Source organism: Burkholderia sp. 9777_1386, from assembly GCF_015712265.1.
GTDB lineage: Bacteria > Pseudomonadota > Gammaproteobacteria > Burkholderiales > Burkholderiaceae > Burkholderia > Burkholderia cenocepacia.
Window position 1 is genome coordinate 1 of record NZ_JACCQB010000040.1, and the last position, 25,410, is coordinate 25,410.

Consider the following 25,410-nt stretch of genomic DNA (forward strand, 5'->3'; position numbering starts at 1 on the left):
GCCCAGCCCAGCCCAGCCGCTTGCCCGAGGCATTCGCCCCGCATGCTTATGTGCGCGGCGTGGCGAGCAACGGCGCCCAGAACGCGCGGTTTTCGTACGCTGAGGCATCGCAATCGGTGTCGAAACGAATCGCGATCGCGGTTTCGGCTTCGGTGAGCGGGTCGGCGTGCTCGATCTGCCGGGCCAGTACCGCGGTGTCGGCATCCGAGGCATCGCGTCCGTGTGCCGCCCGGGCCGCGACACGCGCAGTGAGCGTCGCCTGACTCGCGGTGAAATCGAGCATCGCGACGCGCACGCCGAGCCGCGCGGCGAGGGCGATGAACGCCGTCCGGTTGTGCCGGCGCAGGAACGTCGCGTCGATGATCGCCGTGTAGCCGCTGTCGAGCACCACGCGAGCCTCCGAAAGCAGTGTTCCGTAGATGTCGTCGATCGCGGTGTCCGAATAGGCGCCGGGGGACAGGCGGGTGTTGGCCGATGCATCGGCCAGGCGCTTGCGCTCGACGTCGCTGGACAACCGGATGGCGCCGAGTTGCGCGGCCAGTGCACGGCTGGCCAGCGATTTGCCCGAGCCGGAAACCCCGTGACACAAGAGCAACGTCGGCTGCGCGTCGCGTCGTGCGTCGGCCATCGTCGACGCAACGCGCAGATAGCCGGCGCGTGCCGCTCCGTCGCCGCGCAATCGGGCGGTCAGCGCGCGTACCAGCGCACGGTAGACGAAGTAGCACGGCAGCACGCCCAATGCCGCATGATCGCCCGTGCGTGCCAGCCAGGCGGAAAGGAGGCGGTGGGCACAATCCTCGCGTCCGTGAGCGGAGAAATCCATCAGCGCGAACGCGAGATCGCTCGCCACGTCGATCCAGCGCAGCGCGTCGTCGAATTCGATGCAGTCGAACATCAGGATCCGATTCCGCCAGCGCACGATGTTCTCGAGATGCAGGTCGCCGTGACACGCGCGCACGAAACCGCGCGCATGCCGATCGACGAGCAACGGTGCGATGCGGGTCAGTTCGGCTTCGTACCATACGCGCAGCGCGGCTTCGTCCGGCACCGTGACGTCGAGCGTGTCGAGCAAGGGCCGGCACTGGGCCGCAACGCTTGCCGCGCTGCCGGGATGGCCGCGCGGCGCCCGGCGCGGCGCGTGCAGATGATGGCGGGCCAGCGTATCGGCGAGGGCGTCCGCATCCGCCAGACCGTCGTCGTGCGATGCGCTGCGAACCGACAACATCGCCCGCGCATCGAACCGGCGCATGCGCACCACGTACTCGCCCGGCACCGTCTGCTGCCGGTGCCGGCGCCCGCCGGCCGGCACCGGTTCAGCGAACGCGCATCGCCGGCCGTGCGAGACGAGCGGCCAGACACCCAGATACAGCGGGCCGGCGAACGGCCGATTGAGCGTGCATTCCGCGAGCGCGCAGCGGCGCCGTTGTGCAGGCCGCGTGAGATCGACGAAGGCGAAGTGCACCGGCTTGATGCGCTTGTACGCATAGCACCCGGCCAGGTAAACGACGGACAGATGGGTTTCGATCCGCTCGATCCGGCCCGCGGGGTGAGGATAGGTGGCGGGTCGACGCATTGCGCGATCGAAGTGCGTCGACTTTCGTCGTGCATCTCCGCGACTCAGCGCGAACGGAATATGCGGCGATCGGGACATGATGAACGGATCGGTTATACGGGGTGCGTGTTCGGGTTGCCGCACACGGCGGGTTGGATTCGAAACGAGCACGCATGTTCTCGTCTGCCCGATGTCGCTTGGTCCGGCTGGCAGGTCGGGAATTGCCGACTCGACGAACACCATTGCAACCGACCACGGCGCTTTCCGACTTGATGCCAGTCAAGCCTGCCGCGCGAGATGGCGCTTGACGCAGGTCAACTGCATTCGCAGGGGCGGAAATACAGTCGATTGCAGCGCCAGCGTAAAGCGGCGCGTGACCATGTGCGAAACTCACGGCCTCGCGAGGCATTGGCGATGAAACGACGGATTATGATGGTTGGCGTGCTGCTTGCGCTGGGTGCGTGTGCTGGACCGGACCGGCTTGCGACCTTCAGGTCGACGGAGACGCAACTCCTTGCGATGCGTCAGGCCGCATCGCTGCAGTGTTCGACTCCGTCCGAATGCGACCGTGCGTGGAGCCGCACGCGGCGCTACGTCCAGGATCATTCGTCAACCCGAATCACGCGATCCAGTGCGGACCGGATCGAAACGGCGCAACCGTATCTGGCTGGCGAAGTCTATCTTTGGGCGTCACGCGCGGAATCGGGCGGGGGCGGCTCAGTGATCCGGCTCAAGGCGATGTGCAAGGGCATGTATGACAGTAACGGCGGCCCGGGATGGCAATACGATCTGTGCGCCAGGAAAATCCTTCAGATCGAGCAAGGCTTCCGGTCAGACGAGAAACCGTCGGGCTAACGGCAGATTCCGCCGGCCCTCGGCAATGCGGCGTCTCGCCTATCGGTCGGCCGGATGCCGGCCAACGGCCGCCATGTTCTTCTCGTGCCGGTTTCGTAGCGGCCCCAAACCGTTGACCTCGGTCAACGCGTGCTTGCGGCGAGCACCGATGATGGAAGCGAATCCGGACGCCGCCGGCGCGTTGGTTCATCAGCGAGGTTCGCATGTACACGAATATCATGGTTGCGACGGACGGCAGTCCTTCGGCGAATCGGGCGCTTGACGAAGGTCTCAGGATGGCCCGTTTATGCGGCGCCCGCCTGTTTGCCGTGTTCGTCGTCGACAAATCCACGCTGTTCGCCTACGGCGGCCGCATGGAGCCGGAAGCCTTGCTCGACGAGATCCGGCACCATGGCGCCGCGATCTTGCGAGACGCCGACCGGACGATCTCGCGCGCGGCAGTCAACGGCGAGACGGAAATCATCGAGACCGATTTGGGCCAGGACGTCGCGGAGCGCCTGCAGCGCTACGTCGTCGATCATGCGATCGATCTGGCCGTGATCGGCACGCATGGTCGACGCGGTGTTCGGCGGCTGGTGCTCGGCAGCGTCGCCGAACGTTTCCTTCGCGCATCGAGTTGCCCGGTCCTGCTCGTGCGCGGCGAGGATACCTCACCCGCCACGGTTGCGGTGGCTTAGGGCCTGTTATTAGCGTGAACGAGCCCTAGTGTCGCTGCCGGCCAGTGCGCCACCTGCCCAGGTGATCATCATGCAGATATCGTTTCCTTCCGAACATCCGACGTATTGCGACCTCGAGTCCGCGCTCAGCTTCCCGGCGCTCGTCGAAGGTCGCCGCGTGCGCTGCGCGATCACGTCGGCCGCGCTGGAAGATCACTTCCGCGCGGCGTCGCCTCGCGAGCAGGATCTCGTCGACGCCTTTGCGCGCCATCGTCCCGCCATCGAGCGCGCTGCCCGCCGCCTGCTCGAGGAAATCGGCGGACGGCCGATCCTGCTCCACAGCGGCCATTTCCGGTTCTGTACGTAGCCGACCGCCACCCTTGACGCGCATCAAGCGCGTGCCGGGGCGTGCGGGTACGCTGGATCTTGAAAGATTACTCGTCCCATGCGCGGCATGTGGTGTCGCGCCATCCGATCTTCATTGCGGCCGATGCTGTCGGGACGAAAGCGCCGGTCGTCCGTCACCGTACGAGGAGTGCGAACCATGAACAATTTGACGCGTTACGATCCGTTTTCGATCGAGCCAGTATCTGATCTGTTCCAGGGGCTGTTCAGGCCGCTGCGCGGCATGACACTGGCAGACGAGCCCGATCTCGCGTCGATGAAGATCGACGTCACCGAAAACGACAAGGCGTATACGGTCAACGCGGAACTGCCAGGCGTCACAAAGGACGACATCGACGTCCAGGTGACGGGGAACACCGTCTCGATCAATGCGAAGGTCGAGCGCAGCAACGAACAGAAGGACGGCGAGCGCGTGATCCGGCGCGAGCGCTACAGCGGTGCGATCAGCCGCTCGTTCTCGCTGTCCGGCGACATTGACGATGCCAGCGCGACGGCGACGTATCAGGATGGCGTGTTGTCGCTGACGCTGCCGAAGAAGGCGCCGGTCGGGCAGAAGAAACTCACGATCAGCTAATCGTGACGATGGGCAACGGGCGACGCAGGCACGCGTCGCCCATCGGGAGGATCCGGCGCGCGGAGCGATCCGCGCGCTGTTTCGTTGGAACGCAAGCATTTGCCCTCACGCATGCGATGGCGTACTGCCGGGCCGATAGCCGACCGTCTGCGCGAGGATCGGCAGTTCGTCCTCGTTCAGCCGCAGCGCGTCGGCGAGCGTGCGGTGATTGATCCAGCCGCGCACGACCGTTCCGAGGCCGGCCGCCGCGCAGTACAGCGAGACGTTCTGCGCGATGGCGCCGGCCGCAATCGCCGAGAACACGTCGCGTTGCTGCGGCGGCATGTCGAGTATCGCCGCCGTCCGGACGACGTAGACGAGATCCAGCGGCGCGCGGCCGACGAAGTCCTGATAGCCCGTGAGGTTGCGCGCATCGACCGCGTGTTTCAGCACGAGCCGATGCGCGAGCGCATCGTAGCGATAGACGCCGTAAGGCAGCGCGACGTAGATGTCGATTTCATTGAATGCGTGCGCGGACGGCGCCGTGCGTCTGCCGCTCGCCGGGCGGTTGATGCCGTCGGCCGCCCACAGCATGGTGCCAAGCGTCATCGGCGAGAGCGGTGTGGAGGCGAATTCGCGGGAGCTCATTCGGGTCGCGAGCGCCGCCATCAGCGGCACGTCGTTGTCGAGCATCGGGCGCGGCAGATCGACGATCGCCGGGGAGTCGCCTTCGGGCGACGCCGGCTGCATCACGGGCGCCGGCGAATAGGCCAACAGCTGCTGTTCGGTCATGCGAGTCTCCTTGAAGCGTGATTGCGCGTGCCTGGAACGTCGCGCATCGGCGATTTCACGATAAGACGGCCGGGCCGTAGCGGCTTGACTTCCGTCAAGCGGGGCACCAACCGGCCACGACGTGCGGCGTGCGGCATCCGTTGACCTGTATCAGCGCTCGGGCGCCGCGCGTGTGCAAATCTGGCAACGTGCGGCGGACAGGCACGCCGCGGCTCACAGGAGAGCAGACGATGAAAACCGACAAGCAGTTGAAGCAGGATGTCCAGGACGAACTGGAGTCCGATCCGTCGATCGATTCGACACGCATCGGCGTCGAGGTGACCGACCGGATCGTGACGCTTTCGGGGCACCCGCCTAGCTACGCGGAGAAGCTGGCGATCGAGCGCGCGGCGAACCGCGTGGCCGGTGTCAAGGCGCTCGTCGTCGACATGACCGTGCATCTGCCGGAAGACGACGTGCGCACCGACGAGGACATCGCGAAAGCGGTGCGCTCGGTGCTGCACTGGACGGTCGGTCTGCATGACGACGCGGTCAAGGTGCAGGTCGAACGCGGCTGGATCACGTTGTCCGGCAAGGTCGACTGGGCGTACCAGAGCCATCTGGCCGTGCGCGCGATCTCGCAGATGCGCAGCGTGACGGGCGTGACCGACCACATCGCGGTACAGGGGACGGTCGGCGCGGACGACATCGGCGGCAACATCAAGCGCGCGATCATGCGTCACGCGGAGCGCGAGGCGAAGCACATCGCGATCGACGTGCACGACGGCACTGTGCGGCTGTCCGGCAAGGTCGGCTCGTTTTCCGAGCGCAAGGCCGTGCGCGGTGCCGCGTGGTCCGCGCGCGGCGTGCGTGCCGTCGTCGACGATCTGGTGGTCGAGTAAGTCCGGCTGGCGGATGTGCGATTCGCGGCGAGTCAGGAGGGCGGTCGGATGACACTGTCGGGTGAAGTTCACGAAGCGGACTGGTCGGTTGCGATCGAGACGGTCGCGGCCGAATCCGGCGGCTTCCGTTGCCGGATCCACGTCACGCTCAAAGCGCCGGGCGGCGCTTGCGAGCGAACGTTCTCGCACAGCAGGACGCATGCAACCGAGCGCGAAGCCGCGATCGACGCGCTGCGCGCCGGGATGACGTGGATCGAGATGAAGAAGTCGAACACCTTCACGGTCTGAACCGGTGGGTGGGGCTGGTCGACGAAGGCGTCGGTCCTGTCGCGCGATGCGGCGCGGCGGCTGCCGCATCGATGCGTGCCACGGTCGTCTACCGCGTCTTGCGCGAAATGCGCCGGCGCTGCGCGCGCTTTCTCTTGCAGCCACGCGCATGCCGCTCCGGCCGTCGAACATGCCGGGCAACCGCATCGGTCACGGTCGGAAAGAAGCTGGCCGCGCCGAACATGTCGAACAGGCCGTAGGCGCGCAGGCGGTCCTTCACCGGCCCCTTCATCTCCGCGAAATTCATCGCGATGCCGCGTTCCCCGAGTTCCTCGTGCAGCGCCACGAGTCGATCCGCGGCACTGACGTCGATGTCGGTGACGGGCTCGGCGGCAACCACGATGCGCGTGACGGGGCCTGCCGCTCGTGCGATCGCGGCGTCCACATGCTCGCAGAAGATCTCGACGTTCGCATAGAAGAGCGGCGCATCCCAGCGGAACAACACGAGCCCGGGCGTTTGCACCGCGTCCGGATGCCGCGCGACGTCGTGATAGCCGCGCACGCCCGACAACCGGCCTAGCACCGCGTCGTACGGATGCCAGGCGCGCCAGACGAACGACAGCAGCGACAGCGCGCTGGCGAGCAGGATGCCGGGTACGACGCCCATGCCGATCACGCCGGCGAAACACAGCATCGAAATCAGGCATTCGCCACGGCGCATCCGGTATAGCCGCACGACGCTGCGCATGTCGGCGATGCCGAATGCCGCATAGATCACGACAGCGGCCAGTGCCGTGCGCGGGACGAACGTGAGCAGCATCGGCGCGGCAATAAGCAGAATCGCGATGCACGCGGCCGCGACGACATTCGTGACCTGGCTTTGCGCGCCCGCGGCGATCGCGACCGGTGTGCGGGACGTGCTGCTGCTGACCGCGCAGCCCTGCGTCACGCCGGCGAGCAGATTGGCCGCGCCCAGTGCGATCAGCTCCTGGTTGCGGTCCGGCGCGTCGCCCGCCCGTGCGGAAAGCGCGCGCGACAGCATGCTGATGTCGGCGAATGACACCAGTGCTACGGCGATCGCGCCGGACGCAAGTGCGCCCACGTCGGAAAGCGAGACGGCCGGCAGGTGCGGGGCGGGCATGCCGGCCGGCAACGCGCCGACCGTGGCGATGCCGTGCAACGGCGGCAGGCGAGCGACGAGCGTTGCCGCCAGCACGGCAATCAATATGCCGGGCCAGCGCGGCGTCACGCGTTTGATCAGAATGATGGCCGCCAGCACCGCGACGCCGAGCAGACCGGCAGCGGTGGAAAAACGACCGTCGACGAAAGCATGCACGATGTGCGGCACGCTGGAAAAGACGTCGCTGCCCGACACCGGCATGCCGAACAGTTCGGGCAGCCGCCCGACCACGAGCGCGATGGCGATGCCGTTCAGGTAACCATACTGGATCGGGCGCGACAGCAGATCGGTGACGAAGCCGAGACCGAGCGCGCCGAGCAGGATGCAGATCGCGCCGGCCGACAGCGCCAGCGCGCCGGAAAGCGCGATCGCGCGCTGCGGATCGTGGGCGGCGAGCGGTGCGATGGCCCCCGCGATCAGTGCCGCCAATGCGGAATCCGGGCCCAGAACGAGGATCCGGCTCGGGCCGAGCAGCGCATAGGCGATCAATGCGGCAATCGACGCATAGAGGCCTGTGATGGCGGGCAGTCCGGCTGCCTGCGCGTAGCTCATGCCGACCGGCACCAGGACGGCCGAAAGCGCGATCCCCGCGTAGAGGTCGCGCGAAAGCCACGGCCGCCGATAGTGCGCGAGAAGCGCGACACCCGGGAGCGCGCGGGTGATCCGTCCGGATAACGGGCGGTTCATCGCGGCTTCATCCGGGAGAGGTCGGGACGAACGGGTTGCCTCGCCCCGACAGGCAGGCGTTCATCGGAATGTGGCCGCCCCTGAACGGACGCGCGAAACCGCGCGCCGAGAGCGGCCGACGCACGACGCCACGATGCCGGGCATCACGCAACCTTGAGCGTGGATAGCTGCAGCGCCTGTGCGAAGCGGGCCAGTGTGGCGATCGATCCCGTCACGCTTTCGTACCGCTCGCGCCCGATCTGCCCGTCGAGTATCACGAGCATGCCGGCGTCTCGAGCGAGTGCGACGAGTGCCACCGTGTCGAGCGCGGTTGTGTCGGACATGTCGGATGTGGCGGCCCGCATCTCCGAATCGGAACGATAGTCGGCGTGTGACATGACGTCTCTCCAGGTTGTTGTGCGATCGGTGTGCCGGTCGGCCGGTATCCGTGGTTTCAGTATCGTTGTCGCGCGCCCCCGATTCAATCAGCCGGCCCCGAAGTCGCGGTAGGAATCGCGCCCGCGTCGTCGGCGGATTCCTACACCGCGCGTGGCTTCGGCGACGCCTTGCAGCGTGCCGGCGCGCGTTCGCGACGCCGCGCATACCAGCTTCCGATCGCGTGCCAGATCGCTGCGGCGGATTCGCAATACGTGAACAATTCCAGGTCGCGCCGGTCGATCATCCCTTCGTCTGCGAGAAACGCCAGGTCGACGGCGCGGCGCCAGTACGCCTCGCCGACGAGGATGACCGGCAGCGGCACGATCTTGCGTGTCTGCAGCAGCGTCAGCACCTCGAACAGCTCGTCGAACGTGCCATAGCCGCCCGGGAAGAAGACGGCTGCTTTCGCGCGTTCGAGCAGATGCAGCTTGCGGATCGCGAAATAGTGAAACCGGAAGCAGAGATCCGGTGTGATGTACGGATTCGGCGCCTGTTCGCGCGGCAGCTCGATATTGAAGCCGATGCTCGGGGCGCCGCGCTCGTAGGCGCCGCGGTTGGCGGCTTCCATGACGCCGGGGCCGCCGCCGGTGACGATGGCGAGCCGCGCGGTGCGCGTGCACCGGTCGGCATGAGCGACGATGCGCCCGAACTCGCGCGCGACGCGGTAATACACGCTGTATTCGACGAGCCGGCTGGCAATCGTGACGGCGCGCCGCCGGTTCGGGTCGTACGGACGCTCCGCGAGCAGGCGATTCGCTTCGTCCAGCCGCGCGTTGGCGACCGATGGCGCGACGATACGCGTGCTGCCGTAAATCACGACCGCATGCCCGATCCGCTCGTTCTGCAGGCGCTCCTCGGCTTTCCAGTAATCGAATTGCAGCCGGATGCCGCGCATGCCGGAACCCTGCAGAAGGGGCGCATCGTCGTCGGCCGGGGAGCGGTGCCGGCTTTTGCTGACGCGCCGCGCGCGGCGCGACAGGGGCTGGGCGGCGTCGTTGCGGACAATGGCATCGGGTCTCGCGCGCAGCCGTTTGCCGCGCGCCTTCGCAATCGTCGCGACGGGGGCCGGACGGCGGCGAGCGGCGCCTTTTGCCATATCGGCGGGAGCGCGTTTGGCGGGGGGCGACATCAATGGAAGCGCCGCTTGACGGTCACTGGCTCAGCACCCATTGCACGAGCAGATGTGCGTCGTCGGCAGACAGCGGCCCGCCGCGATCGATGGCCGACGGCATCGGCGTGTTACCCCAATGCACACGACCGCCGACGCGCAGCTTGCGTTCCAGCTCCGCGGCGGCGTGCGGATCGTCGCGGTACCGCTCGGCGATCTCGTGAAACGACGGCCCGAGGAAGGTCATGTCGGGCGTATGACAGAACATGCAGTGCTGCGCGTTGACGAGTTCGGTCGGCTCGGGCACGGTCGTCTGCGCGGCGGCCGTGCCGGCCGTCAGCGCAATCGCGCAGAGGGCGGCGCAACGCATGATGCTCATGTTCGTTTCCTCGTCGAGATCAGGAGAAGGAGACCACTTCGTCGAGCGGGCGACGCGGCGAATGCAGCGTATGCGGACCGCGCCCGACGCGCAGCAGCAGCTGCGGCTGGCCGCGCAGCTCGAGCATATGGCATAGATGGGCACGCAACCCAGCCGTCTCGATCGGCTGGTTCAGGTACGACGCGGTATAGCCCGCGCGCGTCGCAACGAGCAGGATGCGCTCCAGCGCCTGGCCGGCGGCGAGCCACGCTTCGCGATCGTCGCGCACGGTCGCGATGCACACGATCAACGGCGATGCGCCGACGAGCTGGTGATGCAGCGCGACCAGCCCGTTGCCGAGATCGAAGGTCCGTACCGCCATCGTCACGACGGGCGCGGCGAAGTCCAGCAACGCCGGCACGCCTGCCGCAAATGCAGGCATGCCGTCGTCGTGCCGGCGCGGATCGATCCAGCTCGCCAGCTCGCGCCGGAAGCGGGGGTCCGAGAACTGCTGACGGTCGGCCTCGGCAACCAGCTCCGCTACGCGTGCGCGATGCGCGATCGAGTCGACGCACGCGACGTCGGCGCCTTCCGCGACACCGGCCGCGATCAACTCTTGCTGGATCTCGTCCGGCACGGCCGTCGATTCGAAGGGGGCGCGCGTCGTGACGCGGTCAGGAATCGCATCGAACAGCGCGCCGAGCGACGCATCGGAATAGCCGTCGTCGCAGACCCGGACCGTCGCAAGGAGATCAGGGTCGACTTCGGAAGGGAACGTGCTGATCGTGTGGGCGAGCCCGGCGTGATCGAGCGCGACACGCAGGTTGAGCAACGCCGCGCCGCAGCTGATGATCAGTTCGCGATCGAACGGATCGACCACGGGCAACGCGCGAACGCGATCCGCGCACAAAGAAATCGTTGCGCCGTTGACCAGGAAGCGCCACGGCTGGGAGTTGTGGCTGGACGGAGCCAGCACCGCGTAGCCCAGCAACTCCCTCAACTGATGGTTGGGATGGGCGCTTGCGGCAAGCGGGGGAACGGATATCATCGATCATCTCCAGGTTGCCGCTCGGGCGGCATCACGCCACTTCATCGTGTCAGCAACCGTCCGGCGGCCGTTGACCCACGTCAAGCGCCCGTCATCGGGCCGACCGCACGCGGTGCCAGACGACTAGCCTTGGAAGCGAAGCGCGCGAAACGGGTCGCGCGGGGAGGCGAGCATGCTTGCGATGATGTTTGACGGTACGACACCGCACTTGCGCGAAGCGCGCGTGCCGGATCCGTCGCCGACGGCGGGCCAACTGCTGATCGATGTACACGCATGCGGCGTGTGCCGGACCGATCTGCACGTCGTTGACGGCGAGCTCGCGCACCCGAAGCTACCCCTGATTCCGGGTCACGAAATCGTTGGAACGGTGCGCCGACCGGGCGAAGGCGTGACGGGTTTCGCCGTAGGCGACCGGGTAGGCGTTCCCTGGCTTGGGTCGACGTGCGGACATTGCGCGTATTGCGTGTCCGGCCGCGAGAACCTGTGCGACAGCCCCGGATTCACCGGCTATACGATCGACGGCGGCTATGCCGAATGCGCGGTCGCCGATCACCGCTATTGCGTGCATCTGCCGCAACGCTATTCGGATCTGGAGGCGGCGCCGCTCCTGTGCGCCGGCCTGATCGGATATCGAACCCTGCGCATGGCGGGCGACGCCCGTCGCATCGGCATCTATGGTTTTGGTGCGGCGGCCCATCTCGTCGCGCAGGTCGCGCATTTGGAAGGACGCAAGGTGTTCGCGCTGACGAAGCCCGGCGACACGGCGGCGCAGCAGCTTGCGCTGTCGCTGGGTGCCGCGTGGGCCGGCGGCAGCGACGAAGCGCCGCCGGAGCCGCTCGATGCCGCGCTGATTTTCGCGCCGGTGGGCGCACTGGTGCCGGCCGCGCTGCGCGCGGTCGACAAAGGCGGGATCGTCGTGTGCGGCGGCATTCACATGAGCGACATCCCGGGCTTTCCGTACGCGTGGCTGTGGGGCGAGCGCCGCATCGCGTCGGTGGCCAACCTGACGCGTGCGGACGCGGTGGAATTCATGCGGATCGCCGCCGCGATGCCGCTGCGGGTCGAGGCGGTGCGCTACGCGCTGACCGATGCGAACCGCGCACTCGACGACCTGCGCGGCGGGCGCGTATCGGGCGCCGCCGTGCTGGGCATGCGCGGTTGATCGGCTCGACGGCGTCGCGGCGCGCTCAGATCTGCCGCAGGCCGTCCGAGTCGACGATCCGGATCTGCTTGCCTTGCGCCGCGACGAGCCCCTTGTGCTGGAACTTCGACAGCATGCGGCTGACCGTCTCGAGCTTCATCCCGAGATATTCGCCGATCTCGTCGCGCGTCATCCGCAGCACGAATTCCGCGGCCGAGTAGCCGCGCGCTTTGAAGCGCGCGGAAAGATTCAGCAGGAACGCGGCCACGCGCTGCTCGGCGCTCATCGTGCCGAGCAGCAGCATCTGGGAGGATTCGCGTACGATCTCGCCGCTCATCATTTGATACACGTGATGCTGCATCGGCCGCACTTCGCGGCACATCTGCTCGAGCTGGCCGAACGGGATGATGCAGACCGTGCTGTCCTCGAGCGCGATCGCGTCGCCGTTGTGGTGCCCGGAGTGCACGCCATCGAGCCCCAGCGATTCGCCGACGATCTGGAAGCCGGTGATCTGCTCGTCGCCGTCGCGATGCATCACGATGGTCTTGAACGATCCGGTTCTCACTGCATAAATGCTGTTGAATGCGTCGCCCGCGCGGAACAGCGTTTCGCCGCGCCGGACGTGGCGCGTCGTGCAGATCATCGCGTCGACGCGCACGAAATCGTCGGGCGAAAGATCGGGCGGCAGGCAGACGGTACGCAATGCGCACGTCGAACAGCGGGACGCAGCGCGCTTGGGCTGATCCGCCGGTTCGACGGGATGCAGCGGGATGAACGGGCGTAACGGCATGGTCGTCGAGACTTCGGCACTGCTCTGCATGATCGGCTCCAGTTCGGGGGGCAGCGGCGGTTCGCCGTCGGGCGGTGGCGCGCTGGCCGTTGTACCGGCGGCCTTGGTCTGTGCCGCCTTCCTGTCGGGAAAGCCCCCCGGGCGCGTCGGAAGACCGATGCGCCGGTCTCGACGATGATGTTGCCCTTGCTCCGGAAGGCTCGCTGGTTCGTTTTTCTTGATGTGCAGTATGGATGTTGCGCGACGTCAAGAAAATCAGCCGGAATTGAAGTTGCAGTAGGTGATAGGGAAGTCTTGTAGGTGGTTTCCTACAGGGGAGCGGCAACTTGTCGCGAGCATCGTGGGCGTGCGCCGGACGCTCATGGCGGGCGTGGCGTCGCCGCGCCGGTCGGGCCTTCGCCACAGATGCCAACTCGACATTCGGGCGGCGACGCCACTGCGCCCGATGCCGCCGTCAGAGCTCGTCCGGGTCCTCGAACAGCTTGTGGCGCATCGCGTAGCGCACGAGTGCCGTGTCGTTCGGCAGCTGCATCTTTTCGAGGATCCGCGTCTTGTACGTGCTGACGGTCTTCACGCTGACGCAGAGCGCCTGCGCGATTTCGGAAATCGACTCGCCGGTGGTGACGCGCCGGAAGACGTCGAACTCGCGGTCAGACAGCCGCTGATGCGGCAGGAGATCGGTCGGCTCGTTCAGGCTCTGCGCGAACTGCTCGGCCATGGGCAGGCTGACGTAGACGCCGCCGGCCGCGATCTTGGTCAATGCGGCGACCAGTTCGGCGCTGGCACTTTCCTTGGTCATGTAGCCCGAGGCGCCCGCGCGGAATGCGCGCACCGCATATTGCTGTTCGGCATGCATCGTCAGTACGAGGATATGCAGTCCCGGCTTCTCGTCCTTGATCTGCTTGATGAGTTCGACGCCGTTGCGGCCGGGCATCGACAGGTCGAGCACCAGCACGTTGGCCTCCGTGTCGCGCATGAGCGCGATGGTCGACGCACTGTCCTGCGCTTCGCCGACGACCTCGAAACTGCTCGCGTTCTGGAGAATGTGCCGAAGACCGTCCCTGACGAGTGCGTGGTCGTCGGCGATGAGTACCCTGATCATGACAGCACATCTCCTTGCTGGATGGCGTGAAGCGGCAGCGCCACGGTAATCGTGAATCCCTGTCCCGGCCGGTTGTCGATCGTCACCGTACCCTCGAGCATGTGCGCGCGCTCACGGATGCCGATCAGGCCGAACGACGGGCGGTCCTGCACGGTGCCGGCGTGCTCGGGCGCGCCGTGACCGTTGTCCGCGATGCGCAGCATGCAATATCCGTCTTCCACTTTCAATGCCAGCGTCACGTTCGTCGCGTCCGAGTGTCGCGCGACGTTGGTCAGCGCCTCTTGCACGATGCGGAACAGCGTGGTCGCGCCAGTGCCGGTGAACGCGGTATCGACGGGCGGCAGCTCACGGTCGACCGTGATCCGATAGCGGCGCGTGAAATCGTTTGCAAGCCATTCGATCGCCGGGACGAGGCCCAAGTCGTCGAGCATCACCGGCCGCAGATCAGCCGCAATGCGCCGCACCGACGCAACGATCGAATCGATCAGGCGGTGCATGCCGCCCAACTGCTCGCGCGTGCCGGTGTTGGGGGCGACGTTACCCGCAAGCCCCAGCTCCACGGCCGAGAGGTCCATCTTGAGCGCGGTGAGTTGCTGGCCGAGGTCGTCGTGCAATTCGCGAGCGATGCGCGTTTTCTCTTCTTCCCGTACGTTCTGCAGGTTGGCGGATAGGTCACGCAGTTCCTCGCGCGACTGCTTGAGGGCATTTTCCGCGCGCACCCGCTCGGTCACGTCACGCAGCATGACCGTGTACAGCTTGCCGGCGCCGTCGCGAATCTGCGAGATCGACGCCTCGATCGGAAATTCGGTGCCGTCGCCGCGCAGGCCGAACAGCACGCGTTGCCGCCCCATCTGACGCTCCGACACGCCCGTCACGCCGAACTGCTCGACGTGTCGCGCGTGCGCGGCACGGAAGCGCTCGGGGATGAAACGGGACAGGGGCGCGCCGACCGCCTCCATCGCGGAGACGCCGAATACCTGTTCGGCGGCCGGGTTGAAGATCACGATCGTCTGGTTTTCGTCGACGGTGATGATGGCCTCCATCGACGACCGGATGATGCCCATCATCCGCGCCTCGGTAGGTTGGCTGCCGCCGCCGGGTGTACCGGTGAGCCCGGGCTTCGCGACGACCTGCTGCACGAGCGCGGCCAGCATCAGCGAGAGCACGGTGCCGGCCAGCAGCACGGCCATCATGACGCCGACCGTATCGGCGCGCGGCGCGCTGTAGCGCAGCGAGAGCGGCGTGCCGCCGAACGTCAGTGAATCGGTTCGCCGGAGCATGTCGCTGGCGGCGGTCGAGTCGCCGGCGCCGAAGCCTCCGGAATACACCGGCGCGGCTGGGTCGTCGGCCGTGATTTCCAGGTGCAACCGATCGAGAACGGACGAATCGACGAGGCGATCCGCATTCAGCGCGGCAAAAACGTACCCGATGGCCGTCGCGTGCCGCGGCACGGACGAAGCAATGTCTTCAGCGTTCGCATAAATCGGCAGGTACAGCGTCAGCTCCGTCCGAGCGATCGTCGCATCGGTGCTGTCCTGGATCGCATTCGCGGAGAGCGCGACCCTGCCGGTTTCCGCCGCGCGCTGCAGCGCTTGCCGGGTCGCCTGATTGTCCTCCGCCGCGCTCGGCTCGATTCTCCCGAGATTGCGGACTGGCGACTGCAATCCGTCCAGATTCAGACTGGCGAGATAGCGGCGCCATGCCGCCCCGGATTGCGGCACGGGCAAGTTCGACGCGAAGCCGCGCGCGCTGCGCAATACGGCCGCCGCGCCGAGGAGCGTGCGCTGAAGGTCGGCCTTCGCGAGTGTCGCGGTTAGCTCGAACCTCGCTTGGGCGGCGTGCCGTGCCTCGTTCTGCAGTATCCGGGATGCGGCAAACGTTGCAGTCAGGCCAAGCGCCAGCGTCAGCAGCGCGGCCATCGCTGCATATCGCGCGGGCCGGATCCGGTGCGACGCCGGCCCGGTCCTGAAAGGGGGCAAATTCGATGTCATTGCCGTTCATCCTGACGGACTTCGTCGGTGGCTGGCTGGCGGCGGGCCGGACGCGAGGCACGAACAGCGGGGCGGGCCGCAACTGCGATATCGCACTAAATTGTGCGCGGTTTCCCGACGTTCGCCAATCGGGACCGACGAGTACGGACGGCGCCGTGCGGGCTTGATGCGCGTCAACGGAAAGACGCATGCCGGGATCAGACTGGTTTCAGGAACCGATCGAACCGGGATGACGGCAGGGAGGCACCATGTACCAAAGGATCTTTGCGGCACTCGACGGCAGCCGCAGTGCGCGGCTCGCGCTCGACGAGGCGATTGCGCTCGCCCGCAAGGCGGGCAGCCTGGTCATCGCCATGTGCGTGGTATCGGATGCGCCTCGGCTGGCCGACGTCGACAGCGGCTATATCGACCAGCGCGACCCGGCCGGACTGGACGCCGACAAGGCCGCGATCGCGGTCTCGGACGCGGAAGCCGCGTTCCAGCTGTCTGGCGTACGCGGCATCGCGCAAACGATCGACGCGTGCGGAGAGGACATATCGGACGTGCTGGCGCGAGCCGCGGCCGAATGCGATGCGGATCTGATCGTGATGGGCACGCATGGCCGGCGCGGCGTGCGCCGCGCGTTGCTCGGCAGCGTTGCCGAATCGCTGGTGCGCATCGCAGACCGGCCGGTGCTGGTCGTACGGGAAGGGCCGGGCGCGTGTGCCGGCGTGCTGTGAGGGCGGCAAGACGCGGGCAGCCGCAAGCGGCTGCCCGTTTTTGCTTGCTCAGTGAGACAGCAGGACCGGCACCGTCATTGTCTCGAGGATCGTGCGGGTGACACCGCCGAGCACGCGTTCGTGCATGCGCGCATGGCTGTACAGACCCATCACCAGCAGATCCGCATGCAGATCGGTCACCCGGTTCAGCAGCGTCGCGCCCACGCTCACCGACCGTTCCCGCGGCGTGGTCGAGAACGAAGCGCGAACGCCGTGCCGTTCGAGATACGCGGCGACGTCGACGCCCGCTGGCGTCTTGTCCGGATCCGGTTGCCCGCGGGCGACCGTCTCGACGTTGACGAAGCGTGCGCGGGCGAGCAGCGGCAGTGCGTCGGCCATCACGCGGGCGGCTTCGCGCCCGCCGTCCCAGCCGATCAGCACGTTCTCGCCGAGCGTTCGCACGTCGCCTGCGTAGGGCACGACGAGCGCCGGGCGTCCGCTGCCCATCACGACATCCTCGATGAAATGGGGGGCCACGTAGGTTATGCGGTCGTCCGGGTTCTCCTGGCCGAGCACCAGCAGATCGGCGTGGCGCGCATGCAGGATCGCGGCCTCGGTCGCGTTGCCCGTCGGCGCTTGCCATTCGACGCTGCGTCCGGCGCGTTCGGCGGCGATCAGAAATTTCTCTTCTGCTTCCTTGCGTCGCTGGTCGCACAGGCGTTCGTAGACGGCCAGTTTCAGCGGTTCGTTCGGTCGCCGCAACGGCTCGAACAGGTCCTGGCAGACCACGTAGAGGCCGATCAGATGGGCGTTCCAGCGTCCCGCGAGTTCGAGCGCGAGGTCGACGCGCGTCGCACAGCGCTCGCTGTCGTCGAGATGGACGAGCAGGGTCTTGTAGCTCATGACGGCTCCTTTTCGGTTGATGCCGCGGTGGCCTCGGCAGACGCCTTCGCCGCGCAACTCGCCGGAATCATCAGGATCGGGCACTTGGCCTGACGCAGCACGCGCTCGGCCACGCTGCCGAGGAAGAGGCGCTGGACGCCGCGCCGGCCATGCGTGCCCAACACGATCAGATCGGCCCCGATCTCGCCCGCGAGACCGACGATCCGGTGCGGGATGTCTTCGCCTGCCGGCGCCACGTTGGAAATCTGCGGCGTGCCGGTCACGCTGCGTGCTTTCATGCGTCGCGCGGCGTCCTCGGTCACGCGCAATCCTTCTTCACGGAATGAATCGACCAGGATCGACGGATCGTATCCGTACATGTCGTAGGCCGGCACCAAGAAATCGACGACGTAGACGGGTGTCAGCCGCGCGCCCGTTTCCGCCGCGAGATCCAGCGCGGCGTCGAGTGCACGGGACGACGTGTCGCTGCCGTCGAGCGCAACCAGAATGTTCGAGTACATGGCATTTCCCTTGAACGGATGTGGATGAACTCATCATCGGCGCGTGCACGCCGACGGCGCTGATCTGGATCAACCGTCGCGGTTGCCGCGCAGTACGCGCACCGCGGCGCGCGCTGCGACCCATGCTTCGTTGGTCGGCTCGACGACCACCGTGACCGCGCTCGACGCGGACGACACGACATGCGCATGGGTTGCATTCGCACGTGCGTCGAGCGCGATGCCGAGCCAGCCGAGCGACGCGCAGATCAGCTCGCGCAATTGAGCCGAGTGTTCGCCGATGCCGGCCGTGAAGACGAGCATGTCGAGGCCGCCGAGCAGCGCGGTCAGCGCGCCCGTCTCGCGCACGATGCGATGGACGTACAGCGCCAGCGCGTCGCGTGCCGGCACGTCGCCGGCCGCCTCGCACGCGAGCAGCACGCGCGGATCGCCGGACGTCCCCGACACGCCCTTGAGCCCCGACTCGTGATACAGCATGTGTCCCAGTGCGTCGCCGGACAGCTTGCCGACTTCGAGCAGGTGCAGGACGACGCCAGGGTCGAGCGTCCCGCAGCGGGTGCTCATCATCAATCCGTCGAGCGCGGAGAAACCCATGGTCGTCGCGACGCTGCGGCAGTCGCGCAGCGCGCACAGGCTCGCGCCGCTGCCGAGATGGGCGGCGATTACCCGGCCATGCGCACGCGCGCCGAACGATTCGGCGAGCGCGACGGACAGGTATTCGTATGATAGGCCATGAAACCCGTAGCGGCGCACGCCCTGGTCGAACCATGCGTGCGGCAACGGCAGCAACTGCTCGACGCGCGGCAGCGTGCGATGAAACGCCGTGTCGAACACGGCGACCTGCGGGACGTCCGGAAACGCATCGCGCAGCACGTCGATTGCGTCCAGGCTGTGCGGCTGATGCAGCGGCGCCAGCGGCGTCAGCGTGCGCAGCTCGCCCAGCACGTCGTCGTCGACGACCACCGGCTCCACGTATCGGGCACCGCCGTGCACGACGCGGTGCGCGATCGCGCCCAGCGCGATGTGCGGCAACTGCACGCGGATCCACATCGCGACCTGCGCGAGCACGGCGCGGTACGGATCGCCCGCGACGAGCGGCAGCGAACCGTCCGGATCGGCATCGAAGCGGATCGACACGCCGTTGCCGGCCGCGACCGCCTCGCCGTCGTGCAACGGCCGCCGCACGGGATCGCCGTGCGGCGGATACGCGAAGATCGAGAACTTGACGCTCGACGAACCGGCGTTGACGACGAGCAGTGCGAGCGTACGCATCGGCCGGCTCAGTGCGACATCAGCACCGGCAGCGTCATCGACGCCAGCACCGTGCGCGTGGCGCCGCCCATCACCAGCTCGCGCCAGCGCGGATGACCGTATGCGCCCATCACGAGCAGGTCGGAACCCGTTTCATACGCGCGCGACAGCAACGTGTCGCCCACCGCCGAGCCGACGCCGGCATCGATATCGAGCACGTTCACGTCGCGAGCGTGACGCGCGAGCATCAGCGCGGCATCGGCGGCCGGAATGCGTGTGGTCGCCGCTTCCGAGTCGCCGTCGACCACGGCGGCGACCGTCGTGCGCTTCGCGTGCTCGAGAAAGGGAATCGCATCGTGCGCGGCGCGGGCCGCTTCCCGGCTGCCGTCCCACGCGACGAACACCCGTTCGCCGATCGACGGGAACTCGCCGGCGTACGGCACGAACAGCACCGGGCGACCGGCGGACAATACGAGGTTCTCCGGAAACTGATCGTCGATATAGGTTTCGGGGTCGTTCGGGTCGCTTTGGCCCGCAATCATCAGATCGGCGAGACGCGCGGCGCGCGGCACGGCAACATTCGCGCGCTCGTCGGCGCGAACCCAGGTTGCCGGCACTTTCGCACGGACGGTCTCCGCATGAAACAGGCGCTCCAGCGCAGCCATCCGTTCGTCGCGCTGTTCACGGTGCTCGCGGAAGTAATCGGCGGACCCGGCCATCACGTAGAACGAATGCGGTTCCGGTGTGTAGACCGCATACAGGCCGGTCAGATGCGCACCGAAGCGCCGGCCGAGACGCAACGCGAATTCGAGCCGCGAATGCGCGCGGGCGCTCGAATCGAGGTGCACGACTATGCTCTTGTAGCTCATCGGAATCGCTCCATCGACGGGGGAACCGCCAGTGCAATCCAGTCTACGGAGCAGGGTTTTCGCGCACTTGACTCAGATCAACGGCCCCCTTGCGCGATGCCCGCACAGTGAAGCGGTCGCGATGCCGATCCCGGGCAGGCGGCGTGAGGCGGGAAGCCAACCCATTGACCGGATCGAAAGAGGAAAGCCGATGAGTACCTACGCTTTGACGACACCGAATGACATTTGCCGAGCCGGCTGCGATCTCGCGTTGCGCATGGTCGCGCTGAACCGCGACTGGCAGCATGAATGGCACGCGCTGGCAGGGCGGCGCATCGAACGCGATCGCGACGCAGCTCGCCACCTGCAGCAGGCGCTTGCGGACACGAAGGAGTGGACGGCTTTCGGCGAGGCGGCCCGACAGGTGATGCGCGACTACGCGATCGCGAGCGTCGCGCTCTGGCAGGACGCCACCGAGCTGTGCATGCGCGCGCAATTCGAAAGCGCCGGCGCATGGCGCGCCTGGGCGCGCGAATACGGCGCGGGCGCGCTGTCGCGATATCAGACCGACTGGTTGCCCGATCTGGAACGACTGGCCGTGGTCAACGAAGCCAGCATGCCGTGGGCAGACTGGATGACGGCGCTCGAACGCGGGATCGAGGACGCGAACGCCGGGGCGCCCATTGCCGTGCGCCGCCTGAATGGCGCGGCCGGCGCACCGGAGAACGACCATGTGCGCTGACCGCGTCGCGTTCGTCACGGGCGGAATGGGTGGCCTGGGCGCCGCGATCAGCCGGCGCCTGCACGATGCCGGCATGACGGTGGCGGTGTCGCATACGGAAGGCAACGATCACGTCTCGACGTGGCTCACGCACGAACGCGAGGCGGGCCGGACGTTCCACGCGTTCGAGGTCGACGTCGCCGACTACGATTCGTGCCAGCAATGCGCGTCGCGCGTGCTGGCCGAATTCGGGCGTGTCGAAGTGCTCGTCAACAACGCCGGGATCACGCACGACGCCACCTTCGTGAAGATGACCAAGAGCATGTGGGATGCGGTGCTGCGCACCAACCTCGACGGCATATTCAACATGACGAAGCCGTTCGTGTCGGGGATGATCGAAGCCGGCTTCGGGCGGATCGTGAACATCGGCTCGGTGAACGGTTCGCGCGGCGCATACGGGCAGGCGAACTACGCGGCCGCGAAGGCCGGCATCCACGGTTTCACGAAAGCGCTGGCGCTCGAGATCGCGCGCCACGGCGTCACGGTCAACACGGTGGCGCCCGGCTATCTGGCGACCGCAATGCTCGAGACGGTGCCGAAGGAAGTGCTCGACACGAAGATCCTGCCGCAGATTCCGGTCGGCCGCCTTGGCAATCCTGGCGAAATCGCCGAGCTCGTCGCGTTCCTGTGTTCCGACGCGGGGGCTTTCGCGACCGGCGCGGAATTCGACGTCAACGGCGGCATGCACATGCGATGAAAGCATCCGTCACGCGCTTGCCGATCGAGCACGAACCGATGCGGCCAACGGGTAAGAACGAACCGGCGTCGCGCTCGGCAGAATGCGTGCCGGTCCGCACGTCGCCCGCCGAACAATGGAACCGCGCCGCGCATGCGAACGTGGCCGCGATGACCTTCGGGCTGTCGCCCGTGTCGATGGCGCTCGCCATGCTCGACTGGGGCGCGCATCTGGCCGTGTCGCCGGGAAAATGCTTCGAGCTCGCGACGCAGGCGTGGCTGGCCGCTCTCGCGCCCGCCGCAAGCCCGGGCGAGGGCGGGGCCGACGATGCCGACACGAGCGGTCTGACCGTGCACGCCGGGCAGTCCGATCCGCGCTTCGCCGCGCCCGCGTGGTCCGGCTGGCCGTTTCGCGCGTATCGCGACGGCTTCCTGTCGGTCCAGCGCTGGTGGCGCGGTGCGACGCGCGGCGTGCCGGGCGTCGAACGGCATCACGAGGAACTGGTCGGATTCGCCGCACGCCAGTGGCTCGACGCGTGCTCGCCGGGCAATTTCCTGGCGACCAACCCGGTCGTGCTCGACGCGACGGTGCGCAGCGGCGGCGCGAATCTCGCAGCCGGCTTGCGCCACTGGCTGGACGACGCGAACGCGTTGCTCGATCGCACGAGCGACACGCGCGCCCGCGACACACGCGGCTATCTGCCGGGGCGCGAAGTGGCGATCACACCGGGCCGCGTCGTATGGCGCAACGCGCTGTGCGAGCTGCTGCAATACGACCCGACGACGCCCGCCGTCGCACGCGAGCCGATCTTGATCGTGCCGTCGTGGATCATGAAGTACTACATTCTCGACCTCCAGCCGCACGATTCGCTGATCCGCTTCCTGGTCGATGCCGGTTACACGGTGTTTGCCGTGTCGTGGCGCAATCCGGGCGCGGAGGCGCGCGAGCTCGGGCTCGACGATTACCTGCGCGACGGGTGCATGGCGGCGCTCGACGCCGCGCGGTCGATCTGCGGCGAAGCCGTCCACGCGGTCGGCTACTGCCTCGGCGGCACGCTGCTGGCGATTGGCGCGGCCGCGCTCGCGCGCGACGGTCGGCAGCACGAGACATTGCGGTCCGTCACGTTGCTGGCGGCCCAGACCGATTTCAGCGAACCCGGCGAACTCGGCCTCTTCATCGACGCGAGCGAACTGTCCGCGCTCGATGCGCTGATGTGGCGGCAGGGTTATCTGGACGGCGCGCAGATGTCCGCCGCGTTCCAGCTGCTGAATGCGCGCGACCTGATCTGGTCGCGCATGATGAGCGAATACCTGCTCGGCACGCGCACCAAGCCGAACGACCTGATGTCGTGGAACGAGGACACCACGCGCATGCCGTACCGGATGCACACGGAATACCTGACGCAGCTCTTTCTCGACAACGATCTCGCGGCCGGCCGCTACTGTGTCGACGGGCGGCCGGTCGCGCTGTCGGACATCGACGTGCCGACGTTCGTGGTCGGGACCGAACGCGATCACGTGTCGCCCTGGCGCTCCGTCTACAAGTTGCATCTGCTTACGCACCACGCGCTGACGTTTGTGCTGACATCGGGCGGCCACAATGCCGGCATCGTGTCCGAGCCCGGGCATCCGGGGCGCCACTATCGCTGCGCGACGCGCGAGCCCGGCGCGCCTTATCGCAGCCGGCACGACTTCGTGCGCGAAACGCCCGTGGTCGACGGATCGTGGTGGACGTGCTGGCGCGGCTGGCTGCGCGCGCATTCGTCGGGCGACGTGCCGGCCCGCGTGCCGGCCGCCGGCTTCGGCGCGGCGCCGGGCGCGTACGTGCTCGAGACATGAACATGAACCTGCATCCGGAGGTGTCCGTCCGCGCGCGCCTGCCCGGCCTGTTGTCGCGAGCGGACGACGAACTGCCCGAGTTGATCGCGCGTGCGCGCCATGCGCCGCCGCTGACGGTGGCCGTCGTGCATCCGTGCGACACGGCCAGTCTCGTCGCGCTTGCCGCGATCAATGCGTCGCCGCTGGGCGCGGTGATCGAGCCGCTGATCGTCGCGCCGCGGGCGAAGGTGTCGCGCGTGGCGGACGAAGCGGGCGTCGATCTGGCGAAATGGACGATCGAGGACGTGCCGCACAGCCATGCGGCGGCAGCCCGTGCGGTGGCGCTCGCGGCGTCGGGCCACGCCGGCGCGCTGATGAAGGGCAGCCTGCATACCGACGAGCTGATGGGCGCGGTGGTCGCCGCGGAATCGGGCCTGCGCACCGACAAGCGCATGTCCCACTGTTTCCTGATCGAGGCGCCCGCCTATCCGCGCCCGTTCCTGCTCACCGACGCGGCTGTCAATATCGCACCGGATCTCGCACAGAAGGCGGCCATCACGCAGAACGCGATCGACGTCGCGCATGCGCTGGGCGTTGCGTGCCCGCGCGTGGCCGTGCTGTGCGCGGTGGAGACTGTCAATCCGGCGATGCGTTCGACGCTCGACGCGGCGGCCCTGGCGAAGATGGCCGAGCGCGGGCAGATCGCGGGGGCCGTCGTCGACGGCCCGCTCGCGTTCGACAACGCGATATCGCAGCGGGCCGCGCGCGAGAAGGGGATCGACTCGCCGGTTGCCGGCCGTGCCGACATCCTCGTCGTGCCAGATATCGAAGCGGGCAACATGCTCGCGAAGCAGCTCGAATACCTGGGCGGTGCGGCAAACGCGGGCGTCGTCGTGGGCGCGCGCGTGCCGATCGTGCTCACGAGCCGCACCGACGGCGTCGCCGTGCGCGTCGCCTCCTGTGCGCTCGCGGTGTTGCTGGCACAGGTCCGGCATGACGCCGCCCCGATACCTGATCAGGCTCCCCTTCCGATGGAGGAATCGCGATGAAAGCACTCGTTTATCACGGCCCCGGGCGCAAGGCGCTCGAACGGCGACCCAAACCGGAACTGCAGTCGCCGACCGACGCGATCGTCCGCGTGACGCGCACGACGATCTGCGGCACCGATCTGCACATCCTCAAGGGCGACGTGCCGACGTGCGAACCCGGTCGCATTCTCGGCCATGAAGGCGTGGGCGTCGTCGAGCAGGTCGGCGCGGCGGTCGATTCGCTGAAGCCGGGCGATCACGTGCTGATTTCGTGCATCTCGTCGTGCGGCCGTTGCGAATATTGCCGCCGCGGACTGTATTCGCATTGCACGACCGGCGGCTGGATCCTCGGCAACCGGATCGACGGCACGCAGGCCGAGTTCGTGCGCATCCCGCACGCGCCGACCAGCCTGTACCGGATTCCGGCCGGCGCGGACGAGGACGCGCTCGTGATGCTGTCCGACATTCTGCCAACCGGATTCGAATGCGGCGTGCTGAACGGCAAGGTGCAGCCGGGCTGCTCGGTCGCGATCGTCGGAGCGGGTCCGATCGGGCTGGCGGCGTTGCTGACCGCGCAGTTCTATTCGCCCGCGCGGATCATCATGATCGACCCGGACGGCAACCGGCTCGAGGTCGCGAAGCGCTTCGGCGCGACCGATTGCTTCGACGGCAGCAGCGGCGACCCGGTGGCGGAGGTGATGAAGCTGACCGACGGCGTGGGCGTGGATTGCGCGATCGAAGCGGTCGGCATTCCGGCGACGTTCGAGATGTGCACGTCGCTCGTGGCGCCCGGCGGGGTGGTCGCGAACGTCGGCGTACACGGCGTCAAGGCCGACCTGCACCTCGAGAAGCTGTGGGATCGCAACATCTCGATCACGACGCGGCTCGTCGACACGGTCAGCACGCCGATGCTGCTCAAGACCGTGGGCGCCGGGCGCCTCGATCCGACTCGCCTGATCACGCACCGGTTCTCGCTCGACGACGTGGAGCGCGCGTACGACACGTTCGGGCGCGCCGCGCAAACCCATGCGTTGAAGGTCATCATCGAAGTCGGCTGATCGACGGGCCACGCGCGGCAGTAGCCGGGGAGCGGAGTCTCCGCTTCCCGTGACGCGCAGCAGGCGAATC

Annotated in this window: 27 protein-coding genes; 13 read left to right on the forward strand and 14 right to left on the reverse strand. The window is 67.4% G+C overall.

The genetic code is table 11. From position 1 onward, the window contains the following. Window positions 1–46 precede the first annotated feature (46 nt). The gene (locus H0X91_RS25080) at window positions 47–1,651 is read right to left on the reverse strand and encodes a bifunctional aminoglycoside phosphotransferase/ATP-binding protein (protein ID WP_196433450.1); all 1,605 of its coding nucleotides are present in this window, start codon (window positions 1,649–1,651) and stop codon (window positions 47–49) included. Between the two features lie 315 nt (window positions 1,652–1,966). Here H0X91_RS25080 and H0X91_RS25085 point away from each other — a divergent pair, with 315 nt between their 5' ends. The 4 genes from H0X91_RS25085 (at window position 1,967) to H0X91_RS25100 (ending at window position 4,042) form a co-directional block, all read left to right on the forward strand. Continuing rightward, window positions 1,967–2,407 carry a hypothetical protein gene (locus H0X91_RS25085; RefSeq protein WP_034202959.1) on the forward strand — a complete coding sequence of 147 codons (441 nt, stop codon included), beginning with the start codon at window positions 1,967–1,969 and terminating at the stop codon, window positions 2,405–2,407. A gap of 203 nt (window positions 2,408–2,610) precedes the next feature. After that, window positions 2,611–3,084, forward strand: coding sequence for a universal stress protein (locus tag H0X91_RS25090; protein WP_077020691.1), 474 nt, complete (start codon window positions 2,611–2,613; stop codon window positions 3,082–3,084). Between the two features lie 70 nt (window positions 3,085–3,154). Next, entirely contained in the window at window positions 3,155–3,430 is a 276-nt protein-coding gene (locus tag H0X91_RS25095; protein WP_034203424.1) for a DUF1488 domain-containing protein, read from the forward strand. A gap of 177 nt (window positions 3,431–3,607) precedes the next feature. Next, window positions 3,608–4,042 carry an Hsp20/alpha crystallin family protein gene (locus H0X91_RS25100; protein ID WP_196433429.1) on the forward strand — a complete coding sequence of 145 codons (435 nt, stop codon included), beginning with the start codon at window positions 3,608–3,610 and terminating at the stop codon, window positions 4,040–4,042. A 105-nt stretch (window positions 4,043–4,147) separates the two neighbouring features. On the opposite strand, the gene H0X91_RS25105 is transcribed toward H0X91_RS25100, so the two are convergent. Then, entirely contained in the window at window positions 4,148–4,813 is a 666-nt protein-coding gene (locus H0X91_RS25105; RefSeq protein ID WP_196433430.1) for a nitroreductase family protein, read from the reverse strand. 230 nt (window positions 4,814–5,043) lie between these two features. On the opposite strand from H0X91_RS25105, the gene H0X91_RS25110 reads away from it, so the two are divergent. Both H0X91_RS25110 and H0X91_RS25115 read left to right on the forward strand, forming a co-directional pair. After that, on the forward strand, window positions 5,044–5,694 hold the full coding sequence (locus H0X91_RS25110; RefSeq protein WP_077020692.1) for a BON domain-containing protein: 651 nt from the start codon (window positions 5,044–5,046) through the stop codon (window positions 5,692–5,694). A gap of 48 nt (window positions 5,695–5,742) precedes the next feature. After that, window positions 5,743–5,982: a hypothetical protein gene (locus H0X91_RS25115; RefSeq protein WP_077020693.1), complete on the forward strand. Its 240-nt coding sequence runs from the start codon at window positions 5,743–5,745 to the stop codon at window positions 5,980–5,982. An 88-nt stretch (window positions 5,983–6,070) separates the two neighbouring features. Here H0X91_RS25115 and H0X91_RS25120 read toward each other — a convergent pair whose 3' ends face one another. The 5 genes from H0X91_RS25120 to H0X91_RS25140 form a co-directional block, all read right to left on the reverse strand. Further along, the gene (locus tag H0X91_RS25120; RefSeq protein WP_196433431.1) at window positions 6,071–7,828 is read right to left on the reverse strand and encodes a SulP family inorganic anion transporter; all 1,758 of its coding nucleotides are present in this window, start codon (window positions 7,826–7,828) and stop codon (window positions 6,071–6,073) included. Between the two features lie 143 nt (window positions 7,829–7,971). After that, entirely contained in the window at window positions 7,972–8,172 is a 201-nt protein-coding gene (locus tag H0X91_RS25125) for a hypothetical protein (protein WP_230626873.1), read from the reverse strand. 173 nt (window positions 8,173–8,345) lie between these two features. Then, the gene (locus tag H0X91_RS25130; RefSeq protein WP_196433432.1) at window positions 8,346–9,374 is read right to left on the reverse strand and encodes an LOG family protein; all 1,029 of its coding nucleotides are present in this window, start codon (window positions 9,372–9,374) and stop codon (window positions 8,346–8,348) included. Window positions 9,375–9,396: 22 nt separating this feature from the next. Continuing rightward, a complete protein-coding gene (locus H0X91_RS25135; protein WP_034202950.1) occupies window positions 9,397–9,732 on the reverse strand; it encodes a c-type cytochrome in 336 nt (111 codons plus the stop codon). A 19-nt stretch (window positions 9,733–9,751) separates the two neighbouring features. Continuing rightward, window positions 9,752–10,759 carry an Acg family FMN-binding oxidoreductase gene (locus H0X91_RS25140; protein ID WP_109341831.1) on the reverse strand — a complete coding sequence of 336 codons (1,008 nt, stop codon included), beginning with the start codon at window positions 10,757–10,759 and terminating at the stop codon, window positions 9,752–9,754. A 172-nt stretch (window positions 10,760–10,931) separates the two neighbouring features. Here H0X91_RS25140 and H0X91_RS25145 point away from each other — a divergent pair, with 172 nt between their 5' ends. Then, window positions 10,932–11,921, forward strand: a complete 990-nt coding sequence (locus H0X91_RS25145) for a zinc-dependent alcohol dehydrogenase family protein (protein ID WP_077020697.1) — start codon at window positions 10,932–10,934, stop codon at window positions 11,919–11,921. Between the two features lie 25 nt (window positions 11,922–11,946). Here the strand turns inward: H0X91_RS25145 and fnr are convergent, their stop codons facing one another. The 3 genes from fnr to H0X91_RS25160 all read right to left on the reverse strand — a co-directional run bounded on the left by fnr (window position 11,947) and on the right by H0X91_RS25160 (window position 15,783). Continuing rightward, window positions 11,947–12,720: a fumarate/nitrate reduction transcriptional regulator Fnr gene (gene fnr, locus H0X91_RS25150; RefSeq protein WP_034202947.1), complete on the reverse strand. Its 774-nt coding sequence runs from the start codon at window positions 12,718–12,720 to the stop codon at window positions 11,947–11,949. A gap of 424 nt (window positions 12,721–13,144) precedes the next feature. After that, on the reverse strand, window positions 13,145–13,792 hold the full coding sequence (locus tag H0X91_RS25155) for a response regulator (RefSeq protein WP_034202946.1): 648 nt from the start codon (window positions 13,790–13,792) through the stop codon (window positions 13,145–13,147). Then, complete coding sequence (locus tag H0X91_RS25160; protein WP_196433433.1) at window positions 13,789–15,783, reverse strand: PAS domain S-box protein; 1,995 nt, start codon at window positions 15,781–15,783, stop codon at window positions 13,789–13,791. The genes H0X91_RS25155 and H0X91_RS25160 overlap by 4 nt, the downstream gene beginning before the upstream one ends. Window positions 15,784–16,031: 248 nt before the next feature. Between H0X91_RS25160 and H0X91_RS25165 the strand changes: the two genes are divergently transcribed. After that, the gene (locus H0X91_RS25165) at window positions 16,032–16,502 is read left to right on the forward strand and encodes a universal stress protein (protein ID WP_077020699.1); all 471 of its coding nucleotides are present in this window, start codon (window positions 16,032–16,034) and stop codon (window positions 16,500–16,502) included. Between the two features lie 48 nt (window positions 16,503–16,550). On the opposite strand, the gene H0X91_RS25170 is transcribed toward H0X91_RS25165, so the two are convergent. From H0X91_RS25170 to H0X91_RS25185, 4 genes are all read right to left on the reverse strand, one after another. Then, window positions 16,551–17,384 (reverse strand): universal stress protein, encoded by an 834-nt coding sequence (locus tag H0X91_RS25170; RefSeq protein ID WP_196433434.1) that lies wholly within the window; start codon window positions 17,382–17,384, stop codon window positions 16,551–16,553. Beyond that, entirely contained in the window at window positions 17,381–17,884 is a 504-nt protein-coding gene (locus H0X91_RS25175) for a universal stress protein (protein WP_077020700.1), read from the reverse strand. The genes H0X91_RS25170 and H0X91_RS25175 overlap by 4 nt, the downstream gene beginning before the upstream one ends. 69 nt (window positions 17,885–17,953) lie before the next feature. Beyond that, window positions 17,954–19,153, reverse strand: a complete 1,200-nt coding sequence (locus H0X91_RS25180) for an acetate/propionate family kinase (protein WP_077020701.1) — start codon at window positions 19,151–19,153, stop codon at window positions 17,954–17,956. 8 nt (window positions 19,154–19,161) lie between these two features. Then, window positions 19,162–20,001: a universal stress protein gene (locus H0X91_RS25185; protein WP_077020702.1), complete on the reverse strand. Its 840-nt coding sequence runs from the start codon at window positions 19,999–20,001 to the stop codon at window positions 19,162–19,164. A gap of 190 nt (window positions 20,002–20,191) precedes the next feature. Here H0X91_RS25185 and H0X91_RS25190 point away from each other — a divergent pair, with 190 nt between their 5' ends. The 5 genes from H0X91_RS25190 to H0X91_RS25210 are packed head-to-tail and all read left to right on the forward strand — an operon-like array spanning window position 20,192 to window position 25,340. Continuing rightward, window positions 20,192–20,722, forward strand: coding sequence for a hypothetical protein (locus tag H0X91_RS25190; protein WP_109341836.1), 531 nt, complete (start codon window positions 20,192–20,194; stop codon window positions 20,720–20,722). Further along, window positions 20,712–21,458, forward strand: coding sequence for a beta-ketoacyl-ACP reductase (locus H0X91_RS25195; RefSeq protein ID WP_196433435.1), 747 nt, complete (start codon window positions 20,712–20,714; stop codon window positions 21,456–21,458). Before H0X91_RS25190 ends, H0X91_RS25195 begins: the two co-directional genes overlap by 11 nt. Beyond that, window positions 21,455–23,275 (forward strand): PHA/PHB synthase family protein, encoded by a 1,821-nt coding sequence (locus H0X91_RS25200; RefSeq protein ID WP_196433436.1) that lies wholly within the window; start codon window positions 21,455–21,457, stop codon window positions 23,273–23,275. The genes H0X91_RS25195 and H0X91_RS25200 overlap by 4 nt, the downstream gene beginning before the upstream one ends. After that, window positions 23,272–24,303, forward strand: a complete 1,032-nt coding sequence (locus tag H0X91_RS25205; RefSeq protein ID WP_034202936.1) for a bifunctional enoyl-CoA hydratase/phosphate acetyltransferase — start codon at window positions 23,272–23,274, stop codon at window positions 24,301–24,303. The genes H0X91_RS25200 and H0X91_RS25205 overlap by 4 nt, the downstream gene beginning before the upstream one ends. Further along, the gene (locus tag H0X91_RS25210) at window positions 24,300–25,340 is read left to right on the forward strand and encodes a zinc-dependent alcohol dehydrogenase family protein (RefSeq protein WP_034202935.1); all 1,041 of its coding nucleotides are present in this window, start codon (window positions 24,300–24,302) and stop codon (window positions 25,338–25,340) included. The genes H0X91_RS25205 and H0X91_RS25210 overlap by 4 nt, the downstream gene beginning before the upstream one ends. Window positions 25,341–25,410: the final 70 nt, after the last annotated feature.